Annotated in this window: 25 protein-coding genes and 1 pseudogene; 14 read left to right on the forward strand and 12 right to left on the reverse strand. The window is 71.3% G+C overall.

All coding sequences use genetic code 11. The features are described from left to right. Nucleotides 1–43 precede the first annotated feature (43 nt). Nucleotides 44–400 carry a copper resistance protein CopC gene (locus tag ACIA5D_RS07650; RefSeq protein ID WP_396029051.1) on the forward strand — a complete coding sequence of 119 codons (357 nt, stop codon included), beginning with the start codon at nucleotides 44–46 and terminating at the stop codon, nucleotides 398–400. 140 nt (nucleotides 401–540) lie between these two features. Here ACIA5D_RS07650 and ACIA5D_RS07655 read toward each other — a convergent pair whose 3' ends face one another. Beyond that, a complete protein-coding gene (locus ACIA5D_RS07655) occupies nucleotides 541–747 on the reverse strand; it encodes a hypothetical protein (protein WP_396029052.1) in 207 nt (68 codons plus the stop codon). A gap of 4 nt (nucleotides 748–751) precedes the next feature. Between ACIA5D_RS07655 and ACIA5D_RS07660 the strand changes: the two genes are divergently transcribed. Beyond that, entirely contained in the window at nucleotides 752–1,168 is a 417-nt protein-coding gene (locus tag ACIA5D_RS07660) for an ROK family protein (RefSeq protein WP_396029053.1), read from the forward strand. Here ACIA5D_RS07660 and ACIA5D_RS07665 read toward each other — a convergent pair. Together ACIA5D_RS07665 and ACIA5D_RS07670 are read right to left on the reverse strand one after the other, a co-directional pair. Next, a complete protein-coding gene (locus tag ACIA5D_RS07665; RefSeq protein WP_396029054.1) occupies nucleotides 1,165–2,004 on the reverse strand; it encodes a Ku protein in 840 nt (279 codons plus the stop codon). The two genes, ACIA5D_RS07660 and ACIA5D_RS07665, sit on opposite strands and share 4 nt — an antisense overlap. A 14-nt stretch (nucleotides 2,005–2,018) precedes the next feature. Then, nucleotides 2,019–2,498 (reverse strand): DNA polymerase ligase N-terminal domain-containing protein, encoded by a 480-nt coding sequence (locus tag ACIA5D_RS07670; protein WP_396029055.1) that lies wholly within the window; start codon nucleotides 2,496–2,498, stop codon nucleotides 2,019–2,021. Between the two features lie 55 nt (nucleotides 2,499–2,553). On the opposite strand from ACIA5D_RS07670, the gene ACIA5D_RS07675 reads away from it, so the two are divergent. After that, on the forward strand, nucleotides 2,554–3,747 hold the full coding sequence (locus tag ACIA5D_RS07675; RefSeq protein WP_396029056.1) for a family 1 glycosylhydrolase: 1,194 nt from the start codon (nucleotides 2,554–2,556) through the stop codon (nucleotides 3,745–3,747). On the opposite strand, the gene ACIA5D_RS07680 is transcribed toward ACIA5D_RS07675, so the two are convergent. Beyond that, the gene (locus tag ACIA5D_RS07680) at nucleotides 3,734–4,153 is read right to left on the reverse strand and encodes a nitroreductase family deazaflavin-dependent oxidoreductase (RefSeq protein ID WP_396029057.1); all 420 of its coding nucleotides are present in this window, start codon (nucleotides 4,151–4,153) and stop codon (nucleotides 3,734–3,736) included. The genes ACIA5D_RS07675 and ACIA5D_RS07680 overlap by 14 nt on opposite strands. Nucleotides 4,154–4,229: 76 nt before the next feature. Between ACIA5D_RS07680 and ACIA5D_RS07685 the strand changes: the two genes are divergently transcribed. After that, the gene (locus ACIA5D_RS07685; protein WP_396029058.1) at nucleotides 4,230–4,685 is read left to right on the forward strand and encodes a MarR family winged helix-turn-helix transcriptional regulator; all 456 of its coding nucleotides are present in this window, start codon (nucleotides 4,230–4,232) and stop codon (nucleotides 4,683–4,685) included. 10 nt (nucleotides 4,686–4,695) lie between these two features. On the opposite strand, the gene ACIA5D_RS07690 is transcribed toward ACIA5D_RS07685, so the two are convergent. Next, the gene (locus tag ACIA5D_RS07690) at nucleotides 4,696–5,886 is read right to left on the reverse strand and encodes a zinc-dependent alcohol dehydrogenase (protein ID WP_396029059.1); all 1,191 of its coding nucleotides are present in this window, start codon (nucleotides 5,884–5,886) and stop codon (nucleotides 4,696–4,698) included. A 117-nt stretch (nucleotides 5,887–6,003) separates the two neighbouring features. On the opposite strand from ACIA5D_RS07690, the gene ACIA5D_RS07695 reads away from it, so the two are divergent. Next, entirely contained in the window at nucleotides 6,004–7,302 is a 1,299-nt protein-coding gene (locus ACIA5D_RS07695; protein ID WP_396029060.1) for a sodium:proton exchanger, read from the forward strand. On the opposite strand, the gene ACIA5D_RS07700 is transcribed toward ACIA5D_RS07695, so the two are convergent. After that, nucleotides 7,276–8,343, reverse strand: a complete 1,068-nt coding sequence (locus ACIA5D_RS07700) for an NAD-dependent epimerase/dehydratase family protein (RefSeq protein WP_396029061.1) — start codon at nucleotides 8,341–8,343, stop codon at nucleotides 7,276–7,278. The genes ACIA5D_RS07695 and ACIA5D_RS07700 overlap by 27 nt on opposite strands. A 98-nt stretch (nucleotides 8,344–8,441) precedes the next feature. Between ACIA5D_RS07700 and ACIA5D_RS07705 the strand changes: the two genes are divergently transcribed. Continuing rightward, a complete protein-coding gene (locus tag ACIA5D_RS07705) occupies nucleotides 8,442–8,855 on the forward strand; it encodes a CBS domain-containing protein (RefSeq protein ID WP_396029062.1) in 414 nt (137 codons plus the stop codon). A gap of 58 nt (nucleotides 8,856–8,913) precedes the next feature. Here the strand turns inward: ACIA5D_RS07705 and ACIA5D_RS07710 are convergent, their stop codons facing one another. Continuing rightward, nucleotides 8,914–9,087 carry a CsbD family protein gene (locus tag ACIA5D_RS07710; protein ID WP_396029063.1) on the reverse strand — a complete coding sequence of 58 codons (174 nt, stop codon included), beginning with the start codon at nucleotides 9,085–9,087 and terminating at the stop codon, nucleotides 8,914–8,916. Nucleotides 9,088–9,154: 67 nt separating this feature from the next. After that, on the reverse strand, nucleotides 9,155–10,090 hold the full coding sequence (locus tag ACIA5D_RS07715; protein ID WP_396029064.1) for a TIGR03557 family F420-dependent LLM class oxidoreductase: 936 nt from the start codon (nucleotides 10,088–10,090) through the stop codon (nucleotides 9,155–9,157). A 60-nt stretch (nucleotides 10,091–10,150) separates the two neighbouring features. On the opposite strand from ACIA5D_RS07715, the gene ACIA5D_RS07720 reads away from it, so the two are divergent. Further along, on the forward strand, nucleotides 10,151–10,459 hold the full coding sequence (locus tag ACIA5D_RS07720) for a hypothetical protein (RefSeq protein ID WP_396029065.1): 309 nt from the start codon (nucleotides 10,151–10,153) through the stop codon (nucleotides 10,457–10,459). Nucleotides 10,460–10,493: 34 nt separating this feature from the next. Beyond that, a complete protein-coding gene (locus tag ACIA5D_RS07725) occupies nucleotides 10,494–11,057 on the forward strand; it encodes a hemerythrin domain-containing protein (RefSeq protein ID WP_396029066.1) in 564 nt (187 codons plus the stop codon). A gap of 41 nt (nucleotides 11,058–11,098) precedes the next feature. On the opposite strand, the pseudogene ACIA5D_RS07730 reads toward ACIA5D_RS07725, so the two are convergent. From ACIA5D_RS07730 to ACIA5D_RS07745, 4 genes and pseudogenes are all read right to left on the reverse strand, one after another. Continuing rightward, a pseudogene (locus ACIA5D_RS07730) lies at nucleotides 11,099–11,653 on the reverse strand (catalase HPII); the annotation flags it as partial. 151 nt (nucleotides 11,654–11,804) lie between these two features. Continuing rightward, entirely contained in the window at nucleotides 11,805–12,263 is a 459-nt protein-coding gene (locus tag ACIA5D_RS07735; RefSeq protein ID WP_396029067.1) for a hypothetical protein, read from the reverse strand. A gap of 1 nt (nucleotide 12,264) precedes the next feature. Further along, on the reverse strand, nucleotides 12,265–14,502 hold the full coding sequence (locus ACIA5D_RS07740) for a molybdopterin oxidoreductase family protein (RefSeq protein WP_396029068.1): 2,238 nt from the start codon (nucleotides 14,500–14,502) through the stop codon (nucleotides 12,265–12,267). 4 nt (nucleotides 14,503–14,506) lie between these two features. Beyond that, on the reverse strand, nucleotides 14,507–14,830 hold the full coding sequence (locus tag ACIA5D_RS07745) for a plasmid stabilization protein (RefSeq protein ID WP_396029069.1): 324 nt from the start codon (nucleotides 14,828–14,830) through the stop codon (nucleotides 14,507–14,509). 346 nt (nucleotides 14,831–15,176) lie between these two features. On the opposite strand from ACIA5D_RS07745, the gene ACIA5D_RS07750 reads away from it, so the two are divergent. From ACIA5D_RS07750 to ACIA5D_RS07775, 6 genes are all read left to right on the forward strand, one after another. Then, complete coding sequence (locus ACIA5D_RS07750) at nucleotides 15,177–15,560, forward strand: hypothetical protein (RefSeq protein ID WP_396029070.1); 384 nt, start codon at nucleotides 15,177–15,179, stop codon at nucleotides 15,558–15,560. Between the two features lie 83 nt (nucleotides 15,561–15,643). Next, nucleotides 15,644–16,327, forward strand: a complete 684-nt coding sequence (locus ACIA5D_RS07755) for a DUF6766 family protein (RefSeq protein WP_396029071.1) — start codon at nucleotides 15,644–15,646, stop codon at nucleotides 16,325–16,327. A gap of 18 nt (nucleotides 16,328–16,345) precedes the next feature. Continuing rightward, nucleotides 16,346–17,005, forward strand: coding sequence for a nucleotidyltransferase family protein (locus ACIA5D_RS07760; RefSeq protein ID WP_396029072.1), 660 nt, complete (start codon nucleotides 16,346–16,348; stop codon nucleotides 17,003–17,005). Next, nucleotides 17,002–17,403 (forward strand): YidB family protein, encoded by a 402-nt coding sequence (locus tag ACIA5D_RS07765; protein WP_396029073.1) that lies wholly within the window; start codon nucleotides 17,002–17,004, stop codon nucleotides 17,401–17,403. Before ACIA5D_RS07760 ends, ACIA5D_RS07765 begins: the two co-directional genes overlap by 4 nt. 318 nt (nucleotides 17,404–17,721) lie before the next feature. After that, nucleotides 17,722–18,729 (forward strand): permease, encoded by a 1,008-nt coding sequence (locus ACIA5D_RS07770; protein WP_396029495.1) that lies wholly within the window; start codon nucleotides 17,722–17,724, stop codon nucleotides 18,727–18,729. After that, nucleotides 18,726–19,442: a TIGR03943 family putative permease subunit gene (locus tag ACIA5D_RS07775; protein ID WP_396029074.1), complete on the forward strand. Its 717-nt coding sequence runs from the start codon at nucleotides 18,726–18,728 to the stop codon at nucleotides 19,440–19,442. Before ACIA5D_RS07770 ends, ACIA5D_RS07775 begins: the two co-directional genes overlap by 4 nt. Nucleotides 19,443–19,448: the final 6 nt, after the last annotated feature.

A 19,448-nucleotide genomic window follows, 5' to 3' on the forward strand; every position in this document is an offset into this window, starting at 1 on the left:
GAGCGACTACCCCTTGTCCGACAAATCCTCATAAGGGGGAACCATGCTTCGCAGTCTCGCCGCCGCCGCTGCCGCTCTCGTCGTTCTGTTGCCGGGCACGCCGGCCTGGGCCCACAACTCGCTCGTCGACTCGTCCCCGGCCGCGAACGCTCACCTGAGCGCGTCCCCGAAACAGGTGACGCTGCGGTTCCTCCAGCGGCTGAGCCCGGCCGGCACCGTCATCGTGCTCGCCGACGCGGCCCGGCGGCGGGTGCCCACGAGCGCACCGGCCGTCGCGGGCGCGACCGGCGCCGTCACCATCGCACGGAAGCTGGCGAGCGGCGCCTACACGGTCGCCTACCGGGTCGCCTCCCGCGATGGGCACGTCGTGCGAGGCTGGTACGGATTCACGGTCGCGTAGGTGCGCAGTCGGCGGCAGACATCGAGCGCCTGAGGTAGCTCGTTCTCCACCGCGTCCAGGTCCCGGGTGTCCAGCGCACGATGAGCCCGGGCCAGGCACGCGACGAGGACGGATGCGACGGCGCCGGATGGCCGCCAGCATCACGAGATCGGATACAGCTGACCGTCGGTGGCCACGGCGGGAGCGAAGTCGACCTCGCGCTGGCCGAGCGCTGGCAGGGGACGGCGCGCGACGCCAACGACATCGTCTTCCTGCTGGCCGGCATGCGCATGGGCGCGGGCCTGATCATCGACGGCATCCTGCGGCGCGGCTTCGGGGGGAGCGGCCGGCGAAATCGGCGCGCTCAAGGCCGTGCGCCGGCTCGCGGCGCCCGCACACCTGCAGAACTGCCCCGGCGTGCCCGCCACGGTCAGCCCCGACGACGCCGCGGCGTGGGTCTTCAACGCCGCCCGCGACGGCAACCGCGACGCCCGCTCGGCCGTCAACCGCTACGTGAAAGACCTGGCGGTCGGCACGGCTGCGCTCGTGCTCGCGCTCGACCCGCAGGTCGTGGTCTTCGGCGGCGGCTTCTCCCGCTCGGCCGACCTCGTGCTCGAGCCGCTGCGCCGCGAGCTCGAGAAGCTCTGCCTGCGCGTGCCCGAGGTGCGGGCCTCGACGCTCGGCGCCGACAGCGTGGCGCTGGGCGCGCTGCGGCTCGCGCTCAACGAGGTCGACCAGCGGCTGTTCAGCGTGGGCCTCAGCGCCCTGGTGGCACCCCGCCGCGACTAGGACGCCTTCTTCTTCGCCGGCTTCTTCGCGGGCGCGGACGCTGCCTTCCCGCGACGCTTCTGCGCGTTCTCGACGCTCTTCTTGAGCACCTCGAACAGGTCGGTGGCGTTGGTCGGCTCCGGCGCCGGCTCGGCCACCGTGACCTCCTTGCCCGCGCCCTTCTGCTTGATCAGCTTCTGGACCCGGTCGGTGTAGGTGTCCCGGAAGTCCTTCGGCCGCCACTTGCCGGCCATCGACTCCATGAGCTGCTGCGCCATGCTCAGCTCGTTCTTCTTGGCGGCGCCCTTGCGCGGCAGCCCCTCGATCTCGTCCTTGGGGTCGCGCACCTCGTCGGCGAAGAACATCGTCTGCAGCACCATCAGGTCGCCGTCGGCCCGGATCGCCGCCAGGTACTCCTTGCCCCGCATCACCAGCGTCCCGATCGCGGCCCGGCCGGCGTCGGTCATCGCGTCGCGCAGCAGCCCGTACACCTTGGCCGTCTCCTCGCCGCCCGGCCCGAGGTAGTACGTCTTCTGGTAGTAGATCGGGTCGATCTCGTCGACGTCGACGAACCGGTCGATCTCGAGGCTGCGCGACCGCCCCGGCGCCACCGCGTCGAGCTCGTCGGTCTCCAGCATCACGTACTTCCCGCCGCCGACCTCGGCGCCCTTCACGATGTCGTCGTAGTCGACCTCCTTGCCGGTCCGCTCGTTGACCCGCCGATACCGGATCCGGTCGGTGGTGTCCCGCTCGAACTGGTGGAACGACACCTCGTGCTCGTGGGTGGCCGAGTACAGCCGGACCGGCACCGACACCAGCCCGAACGTGATCGCCCCGGTCCAGATCGGTCGTGCCATGACGCCCTCCTCCACTACTGAGAGGCCTTCACCTCGTCGTTGGTGCGGCCGGTGAGGACCGAGCGCGGATGGTCCTCCGGGTCCCAGCCGTCGACCGCGTACTCGTCGCGCTTGTGCAGCAGCAGCCACTCGTCGGTGGCGGGACGGGTGCGGATCAGCACGAAACGGCCGCGCAGTTTCTCGCCGTACAGATCGAAATGAAGCTCGCCGGCAGCGAGCGACGCGCCCGGATCGCCGGTGTCCTTTGGCTCCCAGGTCCCGTTGTCCCAGACGATCACGTCGCCGGCGCCGTACTGCCCGGCCGGGTGCACACCCTCGAAATCGGCGTAGTCGAGCTGGTGGTCCTCGACGTGGAAGGCCGCCCGGCGCACCTTCGGGTCGAGGGTCGGGCCCTTCGGCACCGCCCAGCTCGCCAGGACGCCGTCGACCTCGAGGCGGAAATCGTAGTGCAGCCGGCGCGCCCGGTGGCGCTGCACGACGAAGCGACGGGTCATGACGCAGATATACCCCACTCTTGACCAGCCATCCCCTTGCTGGTGCGATGCGCCGATGACGAGCTTCCTCTGGGGCGTAGCCACCGCCGGTCACCAGTTCGAGGGCGACAACGCCGCCAGCGACACCTGGTTCGCCGAGAACGTGCAGCCCACCGCGTTCCGCGAGCCTTCCGGCAAAGCCTGCGACGGGTACGCCCGGTGGCGCGAGGACGTCGATCTCGTCGCCGGAATGGGGCTCACGGCGTACCGGTTCTCGGTGGAATGGGCGCGGGTCGAGCCGCGCGAGGGGGAGTTCGACGCGGGAGCGCTCGCGCACTACGAGGCGGTCGCCGACCGGTGCCTCGAGCGAGGGCTGGCGCCGATCGTGACGTTCAACCACATGACATCGCCGCACTGGTTCGCGGCGCGGGGAGCGTGGCTCGACCCTTCGTCGCCCGGGCTTTTCGCCCGGTACTGCGACCGGGTCATGGCCGCCTTCGGCGACCGGATCGCCGTCGGGCTCACCCTGAACGAGCCGAACCTGCCGCGGCTGCTCGCGTGGATGGCGATTCCCGATTTCGTACGCGACCTGGAGCGCGCCACGCTCGAAGCCGCGAGCGCGGCGGCCGGCGTGCCCCGCTACCGCCTCGCGAACGTCATGGTGCCCGAGGAGTTCGACGCCATGGCCGACGGGATGACGGCCGGGCATCGCGCCGCCCGCGAGGCCATCAAGGCGCGCCGCCCCGATCTGCCGGTCGGTTTCTCGCTGGCGATGGTCGACGACCAGGTGACCGGCGACGACCCGTCGGTGCGCGACCGCAAGCGGGCCGAGGTGTACGGCCGCTGGCTCGAGCTCGCCCGCGAGGACGACTTCCTCGGCGTGCAGAACTACGAGCGGCAGTACTACGACGGCAGCGACCCGATCGTGCCGTCCGAAGTGGACGCCCGCTCGCTCGGCGAGTGCGTCCGCTACGCCCACGCGGTGGCCGGCGTCCCGATCCTGGTGAGCGAGCACGGCATCAACACCGAGGACGACACCAGGCGGGCCGAGTTCATCGAGCAATCGCTGCCCGGCCTCACGGCGGCGATCGACGACGGCGTCCCGGTGCTCGGCTACATCCACTGGACGCTGATGGACAACTACGAGTGGATCTTCGGGTACGGCCCGAAGCTCGGCCTGCACACCGTCGACCGCGAGACCTTCGCCCGCACCCCGAAGCCGAGCGCCGCCGTCTACGCCGCGATCGTCGCGAAGGCTACGCGCGGGTGAGCTCCAGCACGGGAATCGTCCGGATCCCGGCGGTCTTCTTCGCGTAGTCGGCGAAGCCGGGATAACGGCGGGCCTGCTCGTCGTACAGCTTGTCGCGCTCGTCGCCGGTCATCTCCCGCACGGTGACGGGATAGGTCTCGGTGCCGCGCTCGACGCGGCCCTTGCCGGCCGCCGTGAGGTTGTAGTACCAGTCGGGGTTGACCGGCGCGCCGCCCTTGGAGGCGAAGACGTAGACGACGTCGTCGTCGGCCTCGTGCGCCAGATACATCGTCGGGGCGACCAGCTCGCGCCCGCTCTTGCGCCCCCGATGGTGGAGCAGCACCATCGGCGCGCCGGTGAACGGACCGCCGACCCGTCCCCCGTTGGTCCGGAACTCTTCGATGACCTTGTCGTTCCAGTCGCTCATGACCGCACCCCTCGGAGTTGGTTCGCCACCTGGATAGTACATGTTATGAACTGTCTCCGGGCGGTAGTCTGACGGCATGTCCCGCCCGAACGCCGACGACGACGCCGCGGCCCTGATCCAGCTCTCCGGGCTGGTGCAGGAGACGTTCGCGCGCGTCGCCGACCGGCACGACCTGACGCCGGTGCAGGCGCGGCTGCTCTGCGTCCTGGGCGACCAGCCGCGCGGCATGGCCGAGCTGGCCCGCATCTTCGGCGTGGGCAAGGCCAATCTCACCGGCCTCGTCGACCGGGCGGCGCAGCGCGGGCTGGTCGAGCGCGCGCCGGTGCCGGGCGACCGCCGCGCGTTCCACGTGGTTCTCACCGATGAGGGGCGCCGATCGGCGGGCGCCTTCCACGACGACGTCACGGGCGAGCTGGCCGGCTTCCTCGCCGCGCTGACGCCCGGCGCCCGGAGCGACTTCCGTGCGGCGGCCATCACCGTCACCCACGCGAGCGGGCATTCCGCCGCGTGGGGGCCCTGCCGAGCCTGTTGACGGTTGCGCCTCACCGGCCCGGTGACAGCACCACCTTGATGCAGCCGTCCTCCTTCTTCTTGAAGATCTCGTACGCGTGCGGCGCCTCTTCGAGTGGCATCCGGTGGGTGACCAGGTCGTCCACGCCGAGCGGGTCGTCGTCGCCGGTGAGCAGCGGCAGGATGTCGTCCACCCAGCGCTTCACGTGCGCCTGACCCATCCGCAGCGTCACCCCTTTGTCGAAGAGGTCCATCATCGGGAACGGGTCGGCCTGCCCGCCGTACACCCCGATGATCGACACCGTGCCGGCCCGGCGCACCGCGCCGAAAGCGTCGGTCAGCGCGGCCGTCCGATCGATGCCGAAGGTGTCGATCGCCTTGCGCGCGATCGGGTCCGGCAGCATGCCGGCCGCCTTCACCGCCGCGGCCTGCAGCGGCGCGCCGTGCGCCTCCATGCCGACCGCCTCGATGACCCCGTCGGCCCCGCGCCCGGAGGTCATGTCGAGCACCGCGGCTGGGACGTCGTCCACCGCACCGGTGTCGATGACCTCGATGCCGTGCCGCGTCGCCATGGCCAGCCGCTCCGGCACGCTGTCGCTCGCGATGACCCGGGCAGCGCCAAGATGCTTGGCGATCCGCGCGCTCATCTGCCCGATCGGCCCGAGCCCGGTGACGAAGACGGTGTCACCGGGCTGGATGTCGGCGTACTTGGCGGCCTGCCACGACGTGGTGAGCACGTCCGAGAGGAACAGGTAGCGCTCGTCCGGATGCCCGTCCGGCACCTTGATCGGCCCGAACTGGGCCTGCGGCACCCGCAGATATTCGGCCTGCCCGCCCGGCACCTGTCCGTAGAGCTTGGTGTAGCCGAACAGCGCCGCGCCCTTGTGGTGCTCGCGTGTCTGGGTGGTCTCGCACTGGGCGAAGTACCCGCGCGAGCACATCCAGCAGCGCCCGCAGGAGATGTTGAAGGGGATCACCACGCGGTCGCCGGGCTTGATGTGGGTAACCTCGGGGCCGACCTCCTCGACGATGCCCATCGGCTCGTGCCCGAGCACGTCGCCCTTGTCGATGTACATGCCGAGCACGTCGTACAGGTGCAGGTCCGACCCGCAGATCGCGGTCGAGGTGATCCGCACGATCGCGTCGGTCGGCTCCTGCATCTTCGGGTCCGCCACGGTCTCCACCGACACCTTGCCGGTGCCCTGCCAGGTCAAAGCTCTCATGACCCCCGCATGCCCGCCCCGCGCCGAATCATGCCGACGCGACCGCGTCCGGCCGATGCCGCAATCGATGCCGCCGGGCACGTTCCTCGCGGCTTCGTGACGGGTAAGCCGGGGCCCATGCCGAAGACGCGACGGCGCTGGCCGCTACCGCTCGCCGCCGCGGCCGGGGCGCCCGGCGCCTACGCCGGCCTCGCCGACTACACCGGGCTGCCCACCTTCGAGCTGCCGCCGTTCCTGGCCGCCGGCCTGTTCGGTGCGGCCATCGTCGGGGCCGCGTTCCTGCTCTCCTGGGCCGCGGAGGCCGCCGAGGTCGACGTCAGCGCCGGCGTCGCGCTCGCGTTCCTCGCGTTCCTCGCCGTGCTGCCCGAGTACGCCGTCGACTTCGTCTTCACCGTGCGAGCCGGCCAGACCAACTGCGCCCCCGCGAACGGCGAGAACCCGTGCGAGCTGGCCCTGGCCAACATGACCGGCGCCAACCGCGTGCTGGTCGGCATCGGCTGGCCGCTGGTCGTGCTGGTGGCCGCGTTCGTCGCGCGGAGAAAGCCCGCGAAGGCCCGCGACGAGCCGAGCATCCCCGCGCCCGGCCACGTGAAGCTGGACCGGCCCATGTCCATCGAGGTGGTGTTCCTGGCCGCCGCCACCCTCTACTCGCTGACCCTGCCACTGCGCACCTCGCTCACGCTGGTCGACGCGGCCGTGCTGCTCGCCATCTTCGGCCTCTACGCCTGGCGGCTCACCAAGGCGCCGGTCGAGGAGCCCGACCTGGACGGGACCGCCGCGTGGATCGCCGAACACGACCGCCGCGTCCGCCGCTTGTGGCTGGCCGGGCTGTTCCTGGCCGCCGCCGCGGTCATCGTGCTGACCGCCGAGCATTTCGCCGACGCGGTGGTGCACAGCGGCGAGCAGCTGAACATCGACCGGTTCCTGCTGGTGCAGTGGGCCGCGCCGGTGGCCAGCGAGGCGCCCGAGCTGATCGTCGCCTGCCTCTACGCGTGGCGGCTGCGCGCCTCGCACGCCCTGGGCACGCTGCTGTCCAGCAAGGTGAACCAGTGGACGCTGCTGGTCGGGACGATCCCGATCGTGTTCGCGGTGTCCTCGGCGAGCCTGCACGGCCTTCCGCTGTCCGAGCACCAGCGCTACGAGCTGCTGCTCACGGCCGCTCAGTCGCTGTTCGCGGTGAGCCTGCTGGCGAATTTGCGGCTGAGCCTGTGGGGCGCGGCGGCGCTGCTGACGTTGTTCGCGGTGCAGTTCGCGACCAGCATCCTGCTCTCCGACGCCGCCAACCGGGTCGTCATACTCGCTCTCTCCGGCGTCTACCTGCTGTCGGCGATGGCGCTCCTCATGGCGCAGCAGCGGCAGGCGCGCACGGTCACGAAGGACGGCTTGTCGTCAGTATGGGTCACCAGTTCCGGGTAGCTTGCCGTGCGCCAGCCCGCCGGGCCGTCCCGGCAGGTCCGGGTCGGCGGAGAGCGGCGGGCTCGACGCGCGCCCCGCATGCCCGGCGATCCCCTCGACGAGCTCACGCAGGGCGGCCACGGCGTCGTGCTCCGGCCGCCAGCCGAGCTCGCGCTCCGCGCGGGCCGGCGACATCAGCGGCGCGTCCAGGGCCAGGTGGATCCAGCCGGGATCGACCGGCTGCAGGCGCAGCAACCAGGTGAGCGAGGCGGCGCCGGCGAGTGCCGCCGACGGCACCGGCACGGGTACGCCGTGGAAGACGTCCCCGGCGAGCCACGGGTCGAGCACCGGATCCGCGGCGAGGTTGAAGGCGCCCCGTACGTCCGACAGCACGATCCTCGTGTACGCGTCGGCCACGTCATCCGCGTGCACTGCCTGCAGCCGCAGCCGTCGATGCGCGGGGATCAATGGAATTCGCCCATGTCGCAGGAGCCGCGCGGGCAGCAGCGGTCCCGCGAAGTAGCGGGCGATCTCGGCGCCGGCCTCCCGCTGGAAGATCAGCCCCGGCCGTACCCGCACCACCCGTAGCGTCGGATGGTCGTCCTCGACCTCGTCGAGCATCCGCTCCACGAGTGCCTTGTGCCGGCTGTACGACGACGGCAGCACCCCGCGCCGCGGATGCTCCTCGGTGACGAACGCGTCCTTGGGCCCGGGGGAGTAGACGCCCACCGACGAGGCGTGCACCAGCGCACCCACCCCCGCGGCCACAGCGGCCCGGGCCACCTCGCGGGCGCCGAGCACGTTGGTGCGGAACAGCCGCCGCGGGTCGTGGCTCGGCTGGATCTGCCAGGCCAGGTTCACCACGGCGTCGGCCCCGCGAAGCACATCTTGCAGGTCTGCTTCGGAGACGTCGGCGGCATGCCACTCGACGTCCCGGTAGACGCCCACCGGCTCCGGCCGCCGCCGCGCGACCCCCACGATCTCCACGTCCCGCTCCGCCCGCAGGCGGCGCAGCAGGGCGGTCCCGGCGTTACCCGTCGCTCCGACGATCACTACGCGCATACGACTGCCATACCCGTGCCGCCCGGGTCGAACCCCGTTTGGGTGCTCTCCCGATGGGCACCCCACCGATATCCCCGAACGAAAGGATGTGCGCACCCATGACCACCGCACGCGAGATCATGTCACCGGACGTGACCTGCGTCGGCGAGAACGAGACCCTCGTCGACGCCGCTCGCAAGATGGCCGAGCTGAACGTGGGCTCGCTGCCGATCTGCGGCGAGGACAACCGCCTCAAGGGCATGATCACCGACCGGGACATCGTCATCAAGGCGATCGCGAAGGGCCGCAACCCCGCCGACGTGCGCGCCGGCGAGCTGGCCCAGGGCAAGCCGGTGACCATCGGCGCCGACGACGACACGTCCGAGCTGCTGAACACCATGGCCCAGCACCGCGTCCGCCGTCTGCCGGTGATCGACGGCCACGACCTGATCGGCGTCGTCGCGGTCGCCGACGTGGCCCGTGCGCTGCCGGACCGCCCGGTCGGCGACCTGGTCGACGCGATCAGCTCCTGACAAACCGGCGGGCCACGACGATCACGTCGTGGCCCGCCGTACGGCTCCGTTCCGGAGGTCAGGACTTGAACGCGTCCTTGACCTTCTCGCCGGCCTGCTTGAGGTTGGAGCTGGTCTGGTCGGCCTTGCCCTCGGCCTCGAGCTGCTCGTCGTCGGTCGCCTTGCCGGCGCCTTCCTTGACCTTGCCGCCGACTTCCTCGGCCTTGTTGTCGACCTTGTCATCGAAAGCCATCAGAGCCTCCACATCGTCGTGCCAACGCCCTGGACGTACCCACCGTTGCCCTGGTGCAACCGTTGCCTCAGAGAAACTCCCTTCGGTAGAGCTCGATGAACTCGCGGTAGTTCGGACCCATGTTCGCCACATAGACCTCGTCGAAGCCGGCGGCCTCGTACTTCTTCAGCTGCTCGGCGTGGCCGGCCGGGTCGGGCCCGCACGCCACCGCCTTGCGGGTCATCTCCGGCGTGACCAGCTGCGCGGCCTGCTCGAAGTGCTTCGGCGAGGGCAGCACCTGGGACAGCTCCCCGGGCACGCCCGAGTTGGCCCACAGCCGATGCGCGATCTCGACTCCCTCGTCCTCGGTCGGCGCCCAGCACCCCTTGAAGCCGCCCTGCACCGGCTTGGCGCCGGCGCGCCGGCGGAACTCGGCCACGAGGTCGGCGTCGGGCGAGGTGGAGATGTAGCCGTCGCCGATGCGGGCCGCCACGTCGATCGCCTTCGGACCGAACGCCGACACATACACCCTGGGCGGCTCGGCCGGCAGCGTGTAGATGCGCGCCTGGTCGACCGTGTAGTGCCGGCCGTGGTGAGTGACGTACTCGCCCCGCCACAGCTGCCGCAGCACGACGACTGCCTCCTCGAGCATCTCGAGGCGCTCCTCGGCGAACGGCCAGCGGTCGCCGAGGATGTGCTCGTTGAGGGCCTCGCCGGTGCCGACGCCGAGCACGAACCGGCCGTCGTGCAGCGCGGCGCTGGTGGCCGCGGCCTGCGCGATGACGGCCGGGTGGATCCGCATGATCGGGCAGGTCACGGCCGTCGTCACCGGGATGCGTACGACCTGGCTGAGCGCCCCGATGATGGACCACACGAACGGGCTCTGCCCCTGCTCGTCGTTCCACGGGTGGTAGTGGTCGGAGATCCACAGGCCCTGGAAGCCGGCGTCCTGCGCCAGCCGGGCCTGCTCGATCAGCTGGGCCGGGGTGTACTCCTCGCAGGAGAGGAAATATCCGATGCGCATGCCCGGCGGGTACCCGTTCCACGAGGATTAACGCGTCTCGCGATGGGCATCCGTAGCCTCATGATTGCCGTGTTGAACGGGACCGGCGAGAACCCCGATTGGCGACTGATCAGCCGGACCACCGCCAGCGCCGACCTGCTGGCGCGCATCTGTACCGACGACCGCACCCACGGCTGGCAGACCGCGATGCGCCATCTCCGCGACGGCGACGGCGAGCTGGTCGTGGTGCGCACCGACGACGGCCACTACCGGTGGCGTTTCGCCGCTCCCGGCGGCGCTGTCCTCGCCGAGTCACCCCCGATCTACCGCGACGAGCAGACCTGCCGCGACGCCTTCGCCACCGCCCAGCGCGCCGCCGACCTGGTCTGAGCAAGCCCGGCCCGAAGTCTGAGAAGGAGCAACCATGGCCGACACCACCGCCCCCGACGTGGTCGACGTCCTCACCGCCGACCACCGCGACGTCACCGCCCTGATCGGCGAGATCTGGGCGATCCGCGACCCGATGATGCGCCGTGACCTGGCCGACACCGCGATCAGCGAGCTCGTCCGGCACGCCGTCGCCGAGGAGATGTACGTCTACCCCGCGATGCGCAAGCACCTGCCGGACGGCGAGAAGGCCGTCGAGCACGACATAGAGGAGCACAAGGAGCTCGAGCAGGCGATGAAGGACCTGGAGGGCCTCGACGTCTCCGGCCCGGAGTTCGACGAGACCTTGCGCCGCCTCGAGACCATGCTCGCCGATCACATCCAGGACGAGGAAGCCGAGCAGTTCCCCGAGTTGCGGCAGCGGATCCCCCGCGACGAGCTGGTCGAGATGGCCGGCAAGGTCGAGACCGCCAAGAAGCTCGCGCCGACCCGCCCGCATCCGGGCGCGCCCAACAGCGAGCTGTTCCACAAGCTCGCCGGGCCGGGCGTCGGCCTCGTGGACCGCCTCAAGGACATGATCACTCACCGTGCCACCCGCTAGGGGGGACCGGAGCGGTGGCGCGAGCCACCGCTCCGGGTGGGTCAGGAGACCGTTGCGGCGAAGCGCTGCCACACCCGGTGGGCCGGCAGCAGCTCCTGCACCCCGGCCAACGCCTCGGCGCCCCCGTCGGCGGTGACGACGCCGGGGGTGCCGGCGACCCCGGCCTGGGCCAGCACGGCCTCGCCGCTGTCCCAGGCGCCGATCGCCTTGCCGTGCCGCCAGGCCTCCTCGACCAGCAGCCGCACCCTCGGGTCGACGGCTCCGTTGCCGGCCGCCCCGGCCTTCTCGTCGCGGGCCGCTGTCGCGTCGGGCGCCGGCGGTGGCGCCGTGGCCAGCAGGATCGCGTCGAACTCCACCGAGCGGGCCGTCGCGAACGTGCGCTGCACGTCCAGCCCGTCCAGCTTGCCGCCGTGCGGGGCGATGACCAGCGGCACCATGCCGGCCGCGAAGACCGCCTCCCGCACCGAGCCCACCGCCTCGAGGTCCGCGCCGGGGCCCGCGACGATGCCGATCTGGCGGCCGTCGGCCGGCGAGGGCGACGGCGGCAGGGGGTCGCGCGGGGTGGTCGGCTCCTCGACCGACGGCTTGCCGCTGCCGGGCTTGCCGGGACGGCGGACTCGCCCGCGTCCGCGATCTTCGCCGCCGCCGGCTTCACGGCGTCCTTGATCGGATCCATGATCGAGCTCCCTGGAAGAATTGCGGAAGCTCGTCGCATACCCGGCCGAACGCGGTCCTAACTGGCGAAATTTACTCGGCGACCACCAACGCCTGCGGCGCGGCCGCCTTCATCCGCGTACGCAGCCAGGCGAGCTGCACCGAGGTGTCCGCCGCGCTCTCGTCGACGACCGCGACCAGATCGGTGTCGCGCAGACCTTGTGCCGCCTGCCGCACGAGCGTCCAGCAGATGTCGCATTCGGCGGCCATCAGGTAGAGGTCCTGCAAGTCGCGCAGCAGGCCGAGCCCACCGCTGCGAGCGCCCCGGAACAGCGTGGAGTGCAGCCTCTCCGGCTCGTCGGGCGCATCCTCGGCGTACCGGGAAGCGAACGGCCGTAACGCCGAAGCCCGCTCGTCGCAGCGCTGCGCCTGCTGGGTGCAGATGCTGACGACGTCGGCCTCCTCGCTGTGCGCGGCGGCGACCTCGCGGAACGCGTCCGCGAGGGTGTTCTGCGCCCGGTGCAGCAGGCCGAGGTAGTGGGCGAGGTGCATCTCAGTGCTCGATTCTGCTCAGGCGCACCGCGGCCAGCTTGAACATCGGCTGCTTCGAGACCGGGTCCCAGGTGGTGAGCGTGAGCTCGTTGGCGGCCTGATCGGCATAGTGGAACGGCACGAACACCGTGCCGGGCCGGATGTCCGCGAGCCGCACCGGCGCCTCGATCGCGCCGCGCTCGGACTCGACCCGCACCTTCTCGCCGTCCCCGATCCCGTGCGCCTTGGCGTCCGCCGGGTTCACCTCCACCCACACCTGCGGGGCGGCGGCGTCGAGCTCCGGCACGCGACCGGTCTTGGTGCGGGTGTGGAACTGGTAGATGCTGCGGCCGGTCACCAGCCGCAGCGGGTACTCCTCCGGCGGCGGCCGGAAGTGTGCCGCGAGCAGGAACGCGCGACCGTCCGGCCGCTTGGCCCGGTGGCTCTCGGCCGTGAGCTCGGCGCCGGTGGTCAGGTCCTGCCCGTACGTCTCGCAGTAGTCCGAATCCGTGTTGAAGACCCCGTCGGTGTACAGCCGCTCCCCGCCCCACTGGACGCCGCCCTCGGCGCGCAGCCGCTCGTAGCCGATGGCGGTGTAGTCGCACGGCCGCCCCGCCGAGCAGCGCTGCCAGGCCTCGTACGCGGACTCGGGGTCAGTCCAGGTGATGAGCGGGCCGCCGTCGCGGTCGCGGAAGTCCATCCGGCGCGCGAAGTCGAGGAAGATGTCCAGGTCGGAACGCGCCTCGCCGGGCGGATCGACGGCCTTCCCGGACAGGTGGACGGTCCGGTCGGCGTTGGTGAAGGTGCCGGTCTTCTCGCCCCAGGTCGCGGCGGGCAGCACCACGTCGGCGAACTCGGTGGTCTCGGTGCGGAAGATGTCCTGCGTCACCACGAAAAGGTCCGGTTGCGACAGGATGCGGCGGATGCGGGCCAGGTCGGGCAGGGACACCGCCGGGTTCGTGCCGCTGATCCAGAGCAGCTTGATCGAGCCCTGCTCGGCGTAGCGCCAGATCTGCATGGCGTGCGTCGGCGGCGACCAGTGCGGGATCGTGCCCATGTCGACGTTCCAGAGCTCGGCCAGCTCGCGCACGTGCTCCTGGTTGTCCCAGTTCCGGAAGCCCGGCAGGTCGCCGTCGGCGCCGGTCTCGCGCGTGTTCTGCGCGGTGGGCTGGCCGTTCATCTGCAGCACCCCGGCGCCCGGCCGGCCGATCATGCCGCGCAGCAGGTGCAGGTTGTTGACCGCGACCGCCGCCGCCGTGGCCTGATGCGACTGGTAGAAGCCCTGCAGCACGGTCGACAACAGCCGCCGCGAGGTTCCCAGCAGCTCGGCGGCCCGCTCGACGTCGGCCCGCTCCAGGCCGCAGATCTCCGAGACCCGGTCCAAGGGGTACGCGTCGACGACCCGTTCCAGCTCCTCGCGCCCGAGGGTGTGCGCGGCGACGTAGTCGTCGTCGGCCCAGCCGCGGCGCAGGATCAGCCGCAGCAGGCCGTTCATCAGCGCCAGGTTGGTGCCCGGGCGGATCGGCAGGTGCACGTCGGCCTCGCGCGCGACCGGGGTGGGCCGCGGGTCGACCGCGAGCATGGCCGGCGGGTTCGGCCCGCGCCGCCGGTCGAGCATGCGCATCCAGAGCACCGCCTGCGTCTCGGCCACGTTGTGCCCCCACAGCGCGATCGCGTCGCAGTGGTCCACGTCGGTGTATGAGGCGGGCTGCCCATCGGTGCCGAAGCTGGCCTTGAGCGCGGAGGCCGAAGTGGCGGTGCACAGCCGGGTGTTGCCGTCCATGTGCGGGGTGCCGAGGCCGGCCTTCCCGATCACGCCGAGCGTGTAGTACTCCTCGGCGAACAGCTGCCCGGTGGTGTAGAAGCCGAAACGACCCCACCCGCCGGGCTTGGCGCTCAGCTCCTTCGCGCGGGCCACGATGCGGCCCATGGCCTCGTCCCAGGTGGTCTCCGCCAACCGGTCACCCCGCCGCACCAGCGGCCTGGTGAGCCGGTCGGAGCTGAGGTTCGCCTGCCACCCGTACACGTCCTTGGGGTCCAGACGGCCGCGATTGACGCGGTCGGTCACCCGGCCGCGGACCCCGACCATCCGCCCGCCGCGGACGCCGATGTCGATGGCGTCGCCGTTGGAGTGCAGCAGCGACGCCGACGGCACCCACCGGTCGGGCTCCTCGACCGTGTGCTCGTCGGCCCGCTCCGGCCATGGCGAGCCCGGGGCGTACGGCGTTCGCGCGCCCCAGGGATCCTCGATGCGGTCCATGGGATCAGCGGGCCAGGGCCTTCTCCAGCTCCGCCTTGGTCATCGACGAGCGCCCGGCGATGTTCCGCTTCTTGGCCTCGTTGTAGAGCTGCTCCTTGGTGCGACCCTGCGCGCCGCTGTGCGAGCGCTTGCCGCCGCGGTGGCCGGACGACACGTCCTTGACCGACGAGCGGCTCGCGGTCTTCGACTCGCCGGCGCGGGCGCGCTCCTTGTTCACCGTGCGGGCGGCGATCTCCTTGGCCCGCTTCTTCGAGCCGCCGCGCGACTCCACGCTGTCCTTGATGTGCTCGTACTGCCGTTCCCGCTTGGGGCTCGAACCTGCCGGCATGATCGCCTCCGTTCTTACGGACCTTGCGAGAACGGATCCCCGGAGTGGCGAATGCTAAACCTCGATGGTGGTCAGGTCGTCCATGCCGGCGATGGTCAGCACCGGGCCGAGCAGGGAGTGGCGCCCGCCGGCGGCACCAGCGCCGACTCGCCCCGGGCCGCGGCCTCGACCGGCCAGACCTGGTCCGAGGCGGTGATTCCGGTGCGCGACGCCAGGCGTACACCCCGACAACCCCACCGACACCAATGTCCTCTACAAGCTCGGCCTTACCCCGGACGGGCTGTTCAACTCGCTCGGCGGGGAGCTCTGATGATTGAAATGAGCCCCGGCCGGGAACCCCGGCGGCATGAAACGGGCGATCTTCCTCGTGCCCCTGCTTCTCGTCGCCGGGTGCGGCGCGGTCGGCGGGCGCGAGCAGGCGGCCTCCGCGACGGCGTTGCGGCTGCTCGACGCGGTCGCCGCCGGTGACGGCGCCGGGGCGTGCGCGGTGCTCGCCCCGGACACGGCGTCGGAGGTTTCGGAGTCGGACTGCCCGTCGGCGATCCTCGGCGAGAACCTGCCGGCGCCGGGCACGGTCGTCGAGGCCGACGTGTACGGGCAGTGGGCGCAGGTCCGGCTCACCGGCGACACGGTCTTCCTCGCTGTCTTCCCGGGCGGCTGGCGGGTGGTGGCCGCCGGGTGCGCCGCCCAGGGGGACAGGCCCTACGACTGCGCCGTGTCGGGGGGCTGAGCCGTGCGCGTCCAGCTCTGGTTGCTCGTGGTGGTGCTCGCCGCCGGCCTCGCGTACTTCACCGTGCTGGGGGTGCTGCACCGATGACGCGTCTCCTCCGCTTCGCCCGCGAGAACTCGCTCGGCCTCGTCTTCGGGTCGCTGTTCGTCGTCGTCCTGGTCGCGCAGGCGCTCGCCGGGCACGCCGACTACAACCAGCAGCAACTGACCGACGGCCTTCCCCCGGTCTCCTTCGGGCGGTACGTGTCGTCGGCGAGCTTCGGCGTCGACGTGCTGGAGAACTGGCAGTCCGAGTACCTCCAGTTCTTCCTCTACATCTACCTGACCGTCTGGCTCGTCCAGAAGGGCTCGCCGGAGTCCAAGGAGCTCGGCAAGGCCGGCCGCGAATCCGAGCGCGACCAGAAGATCGGCGCCTTCGCCGACGGAAACTCGCCCGCGTGGGCGCGGACCCGCGGAGTACGGCTGTGGCTGTTCTCGAATTCCCTCGGCCTGGTCATGCTGTTGATCTTCGTCCTGTCCTGGCTCGGCCAGTCGATCACCGGCCGGATCGCCTACAACGAACGGCAGCTGGCCGACCTGCAGGACCCCGTCAGCTGGGGTGGCTACCTGACCAACCCCGACTTCTGGAACCGGACGCTGCAGAACTGGCAGTCCGAGCTGCTCGCCGTCGCGTCGATGGCCATCTTCGCCATCTACCTGCGCCAGCGCGGCTCCTCCCAGTCGAAGCCGGTGGGCAGCGCCCATACCGCCACCGGCGTCGAGGGCTGACATGGTTGGCTGTCCGGTGTGAACGGTCGCCTCCCGCTGGACGAGCAAATCGTGGCCCTGCGCTCGGCGCTCTCGCGCAACGAGGTTCTGCTGGAGGTGCTTGCCCGCACCGCCGCGTTGCGCCTGCCCGGCTGGTACGTGACCGCCGGCTGCCTCTTCCAGACCGTCTGGAACGTCGTCACCGGCCGGCCTCCCACCAGCGGAATCAGGGACTACGACGTCTTCTATTTCGACGACAGCGACCTGTCCTGGGAGGCCGAGGACCGCGTGATCACGGCGGCCCGGAGCGCGTTCGCCGGCCTGCCCGCCGAGGTCGAGGTCCGCAACGAGGCCCGGGTCCACCTCTGGTACGAGCAGAAGTTCGGCGTCGCGTGCCCGCCCTACGTCTCCTCGGAGGCGGCCATCGACTCGTTCGCGGCCACGACGTGCTGCCTGGGAGTCCGCCTGGAGCCGGACGGCCGCTGGCGCGTCTACGCCCCGCACGGCCTCTCCGACGTCTTCAACCTCGTGCTGCGCCCGAACCCGGTCCTGGCGCCGCGCTCGGTCTACGAGACCAAGGTCGCCCGCTGGCGCGAGCAGTGGCCCGAGCTGACCGTCCTGCCCTGGCCCGCCCCGGATGGTGTCACGGATCGGGCGGCTGTCCGGTCTTACGGGCAACGGAAGGGAGAAGCGCGATGACCGACATCCGCAAGCTGGCCGTTCTGCTCGACAACCCCGAGGCCCGGGAGCTGATCCTCGGACTGGGCGGCGCGGAGAAGATCAGGGCCGTCGTGCTCGACCTGGCCGGCGCCACGACCGCCGACCAGTACGGCAGCTGGCTCGACGACGGGGCGCGCAACAAGCCCATGACCGCCGGGCAGGTGCGGCTGACGATCGGGGACGACGCTCTCGACAGCATCGCCGTGTTCGCCGGCGGCGACGCGGTCGCGGTGGCCTGGCAGCTGTCCGAGGTACTGCCGGACCTCGTGGACGCCCTCACGCCGGGCGGCACGGTCCTCGAGGCCGACGTGCTGCGGCGGGAGATCGACGACGCCACCCTCGAGGACGACCGCGAGGCCGGCCTCTTCGCCAACTGATCCGGCGGCCACCTGCGCGCTACCCGAGCAGATCGCGCAGCCAGCGCAGGCTCTCGGGCGGCTGGAAGGTCCCGCCGCCCTCGAACTGCGCGGTCACTGTGAGTGCGGCGGGAGCCCGGCCGCATGAATGAACATATGCGCATATACCTCATTCGATGAATGCGACCCGATCGAGTGCCGCGGCGGCCTTGCCGGAGCGCCGGAAGCCGGTAGGTTGAAGCGGCTCTTGTCACGATCGCGAAAGGGAGAACGGTTTTGACCCCACCCGGCGGCGTGGCCGGCTCCCGCAGCGTGAACGCCGAAGACATCGACTGGGCCATCGAGCCGCCCGGCCCGGCCGCCTCCGACCCGCCGCCCGCGCGACGGCCCGGCCGGGAGCGCAGGCTCGGGTCGCTGGAGGTCCTGGCGATCCTGCTGGTGTTGCTGGTGGTCTTCCGGGGGCCGCTGAGCGGTCTGGTCTCCGGGGCCCGGCTGCAGACCTGGACGACCGTCTTCGTCTCGGTTCTGGTGCAGGCGGCGCCGTTCCTGGTGTTCGGGGTCGTGTTGTCGGCGGTCATCGCGGTGTTCGTGCCGCGCTCGTTCTGGGCGAAAGCGCTGCCCCGTCATCCCGCCCTGGCCGTTCCCGCCGCCGGGGTGGCCGGGGTGATCCTGCCCGGTTGCGAGTGCGGCAGCGTGCCGATCGCCGGGTCGCTGATCCGGCGCGGGGTCACGCCCGCGGCGGCGCTGGCGTTCCTGCTGGCCGCTCCGGCCATCAACCCGATCGTGCTGACCGCCACGGTGATCGCCTTTCCCGGCAAGCCCGAGATGGCCGTGGCCCGCGGCGCGGCGAGCCTGGTCGTCGCCGTCGCGATGGGCTGGCTCTGGCTGCGGCTGGGCAAGACCGAGTGGATCCGGCTGCCGCATCGCCCCGATCTCGACGACACCTCCCGGGCGCGGGCCTTCTGGGCGGCCTGCCGGCACGACGTGATGCACGCGGGCGGGTTCCTCGTGGTCGGCGCCGCGGCGGCGGCCACGATCAACGTGGTGGTCCCGGGGGAGTGGTTGCAGAGCCTGGCCGGCAATCCGGTGGTGTCGGTGATCGCGCTGGCGGTGCTGGCCGTGCTGCTGTCGATCTGCAGCGAGGCGGACGCGTTCGTCGCCGCGTCGCTGACGCAGTTCTCGCTCACCGCGCGGCTGGTGTTCCTGGTCGTCGGCCCGATGGTCGACCTGAAACTGATCTCCATGCAGGCCGGCGTGTTCGGCCGGCGGTTCGCGTTCCGGTTCGCGCCGGCCACCTTCGCGGCGGCCGTCCTGATCGGCGCCGGGTTCGGGGCGGTGCTGTTGTGAGCCGGCTGAGCCAGGCGGTCGTCATGCTGCTGTTCGGCGGCGCGATCATCCGCGCGACGGTCACCGACATGTTCCTGCGCTACGTCAAGGAAGGCCTGCGGCCGTTCCTGCTGGTGGCCGGCGCGCTGCTGGTCGCCACGGCGATCATGACCATCTGGTACGAGTTGCGCACCGCCACCACCCATCAGCACGACGACGGGCACGGGCATGCGCACCACGAGCCCAAGGTCGGCTGGCTGCTCATCCTGCCCGTCCTCGGTCTGCTGCTCATCGCCCCACCGGCGCTCGGCGCCTACTCGGCCGGGCAGGCCGGCACCGTGCTGGCCGCACCGGCCGACTCCGACTACCCGCCGCTGCCGCCGGGCGATCCTGCCCCGATCAGCCTGCTCGACTACGCCTCCCGGGCGGTGTTCGACGGCGGGAAGAGCCTCACCGGCCGTACGGTGCGGATGAGCGGGTTCGTCACGACCGGCCCGGACGGTCGTCCGATGCTGGCCCGGATCGTGCTGACCTGCTGCGCCGCCGACGGCCGCCCGATCAAGGTCGGTCTCGACGGCGACACCACGGTCGACGCCGCCCCCGACAGCTGGGTGCAGGTCGACGGCGTCTACAGCAGCCGGATCGGCAAGGACCCGGTGAACAAGGCCGACGTCGCGTACGTCCAGGTGAAGTCCTGGCAGGAGATCACCGAGCCGAAGCAGCCGTACGACTGACCGGCC

This window comes from Actinoplanes sp. NPDC051513 (assembly GCF_044454685.1).
In the GTDB taxonomy this organism is placed as follows: Bacteria; Actinomycetota; Actinomycetes; order Mycobacteriales; family Micromonosporaceae; genus Actinoplanes.

What these genes read in the sequence shown, in the direction of transcription:
- ACIA5D_RS07650 (WP_396029051.1), top strand. Translation starts at nt 44, where the DNA reads ATGCTTCGCAGTCTCGCCGCCGCCGCTGCCGCTCTCGTCGTTCTGTTG.
- ACIA5D_RS07665 (WP_396029054.1), bottom strand. Translation starts at nt 2,004, where the DNA reads ATGGCACGACCGATCTGGACCGGGGCGATCACGTTCGGGCTGGTGTCG.
- ACIA5D_RS07670 (WP_396029055.1), bottom strand. Translation starts at nt 2,498, where the DNA reads ATGACCCGTCGCTTCGTCGTGCAGCGCCACCGGGCGCGCCGGCTGCAC.
- ACIA5D_RS07675 (WP_396029056.1), top strand. Translation starts at nt 2,554, where the DNA reads ATGACGAGCTTCCTCTGGGGCGTAGCCACCGCCGGTCACCAGTTCGAG.
- ACIA5D_RS07680 (WP_396029057.1), bottom strand. Translation starts at nt 4,153, where the DNA reads ATGAGCGACTGGAACGACAAGGTCATCGAAGAGTTCCGGACCAACGGG.
- ACIA5D_RS07685 (WP_396029058.1), top strand. Translation starts at nt 4,230, where the DNA reads ATGTCCCGCCCGAACGCCGACGACGACGCCGCGGCCCTGATCCAGCTC.
- ACIA5D_RS07690 (WP_396029059.1), bottom strand. Translation starts at nt 5,886, where the DNA reads ATGAGAGCTTTGACCTGGCAGGGCACCGGCAAGGTGTCGGTGGAGACC.
- ACIA5D_RS07695 (WP_396029060.1), top strand. Translation starts at nt 6,004, where the DNA reads ATGCCGAAGACGCGACGGCGCTGGCCGCTACCGCTCGCCGCCGCGGCC.
- ACIA5D_RS07700 (WP_396029061.1), bottom strand. Translation starts at nt 8,343, where the DNA reads ATGCGCGTAGTGATCGTCGGAGCGACGGGTAACGCCGGGACCGCCCTG.
- ACIA5D_RS07705 (WP_396029062.1), top strand. Translation starts at nt 8,442, where the DNA reads ATGACCACCGCACGCGAGATCATGTCACCGGACGTGACCTGCGTCGGC.
- ACIA5D_RS07710 (WP_396029063.1), bottom strand. Translation starts at nt 9,087, where the DNA reads ATGGCTTTCGATGACAAGGTCGACAACAAGGCCGAGGAAGTCGGCGGC.
- ACIA5D_RS07715 (WP_396029064.1), bottom strand. Translation starts at nt 10,090, where the DNA reads ATGCGCATCGGATATTTCCTCTCCTGCGAGGAGTACACCCCGGCCCAG.
- ACIA5D_RS07720 (WP_396029065.1), top strand. Translation starts at nt 10,151, where the DNA reads ATGATTGCCGTGTTGAACGGGACCGGCGAGAACCCCGATTGGCGACTG.
- ACIA5D_RS07725 (WP_396029066.1), top strand. Translation starts at nt 10,494, where the DNA reads ATGGCCGACACCACCGCCCCCGACGTGGTCGACGTCCTCACCGCCGAC.
- ACIA5D_RS07735 (WP_396029067.1), bottom strand. Translation starts at nt 12,263, where the DNA reads ATGCACCTCGCCCACTACCTCGGCCTGCTGCACCGGGCGCAGAACACC.
- ACIA5D_RS07740 (WP_396029068.1), bottom strand. Translation starts at nt 14,502, where the DNA reads ATGGACCGCATCGAGGATCCCTGGGGCGCGCGAACGCCGTACGCCCCG.
- ACIA5D_RS07745 (WP_396029069.1), bottom strand. Translation starts at nt 14,830, where the DNA reads ATGCCGGCAGGTTCGAGCCCCAAGCGGGAACGGCAGTACGAGCACATC.
- ACIA5D_RS07750 (WP_396029070.1), top strand. Translation starts at nt 15,177, where the DNA reads ATGAAACGGGCGATCTTCCTCGTGCCCCTGCTTCTCGTCGCCGGGTGC.
- ACIA5D_RS07755 (WP_396029071.1), top strand. Translation starts at nt 15,644, where the DNA reads ATGACGCGTCTCCTCCGCTTCGCCCGCGAGAACTCGCTCGGCCTCGTC.
- ACIA5D_RS07765 (WP_396029073.1), top strand. Translation starts at nt 17,002, where the DNA reads ATGACCGACATCCGCAAGCTGGCCGTTCTGCTCGACAACCCCGAGGCC.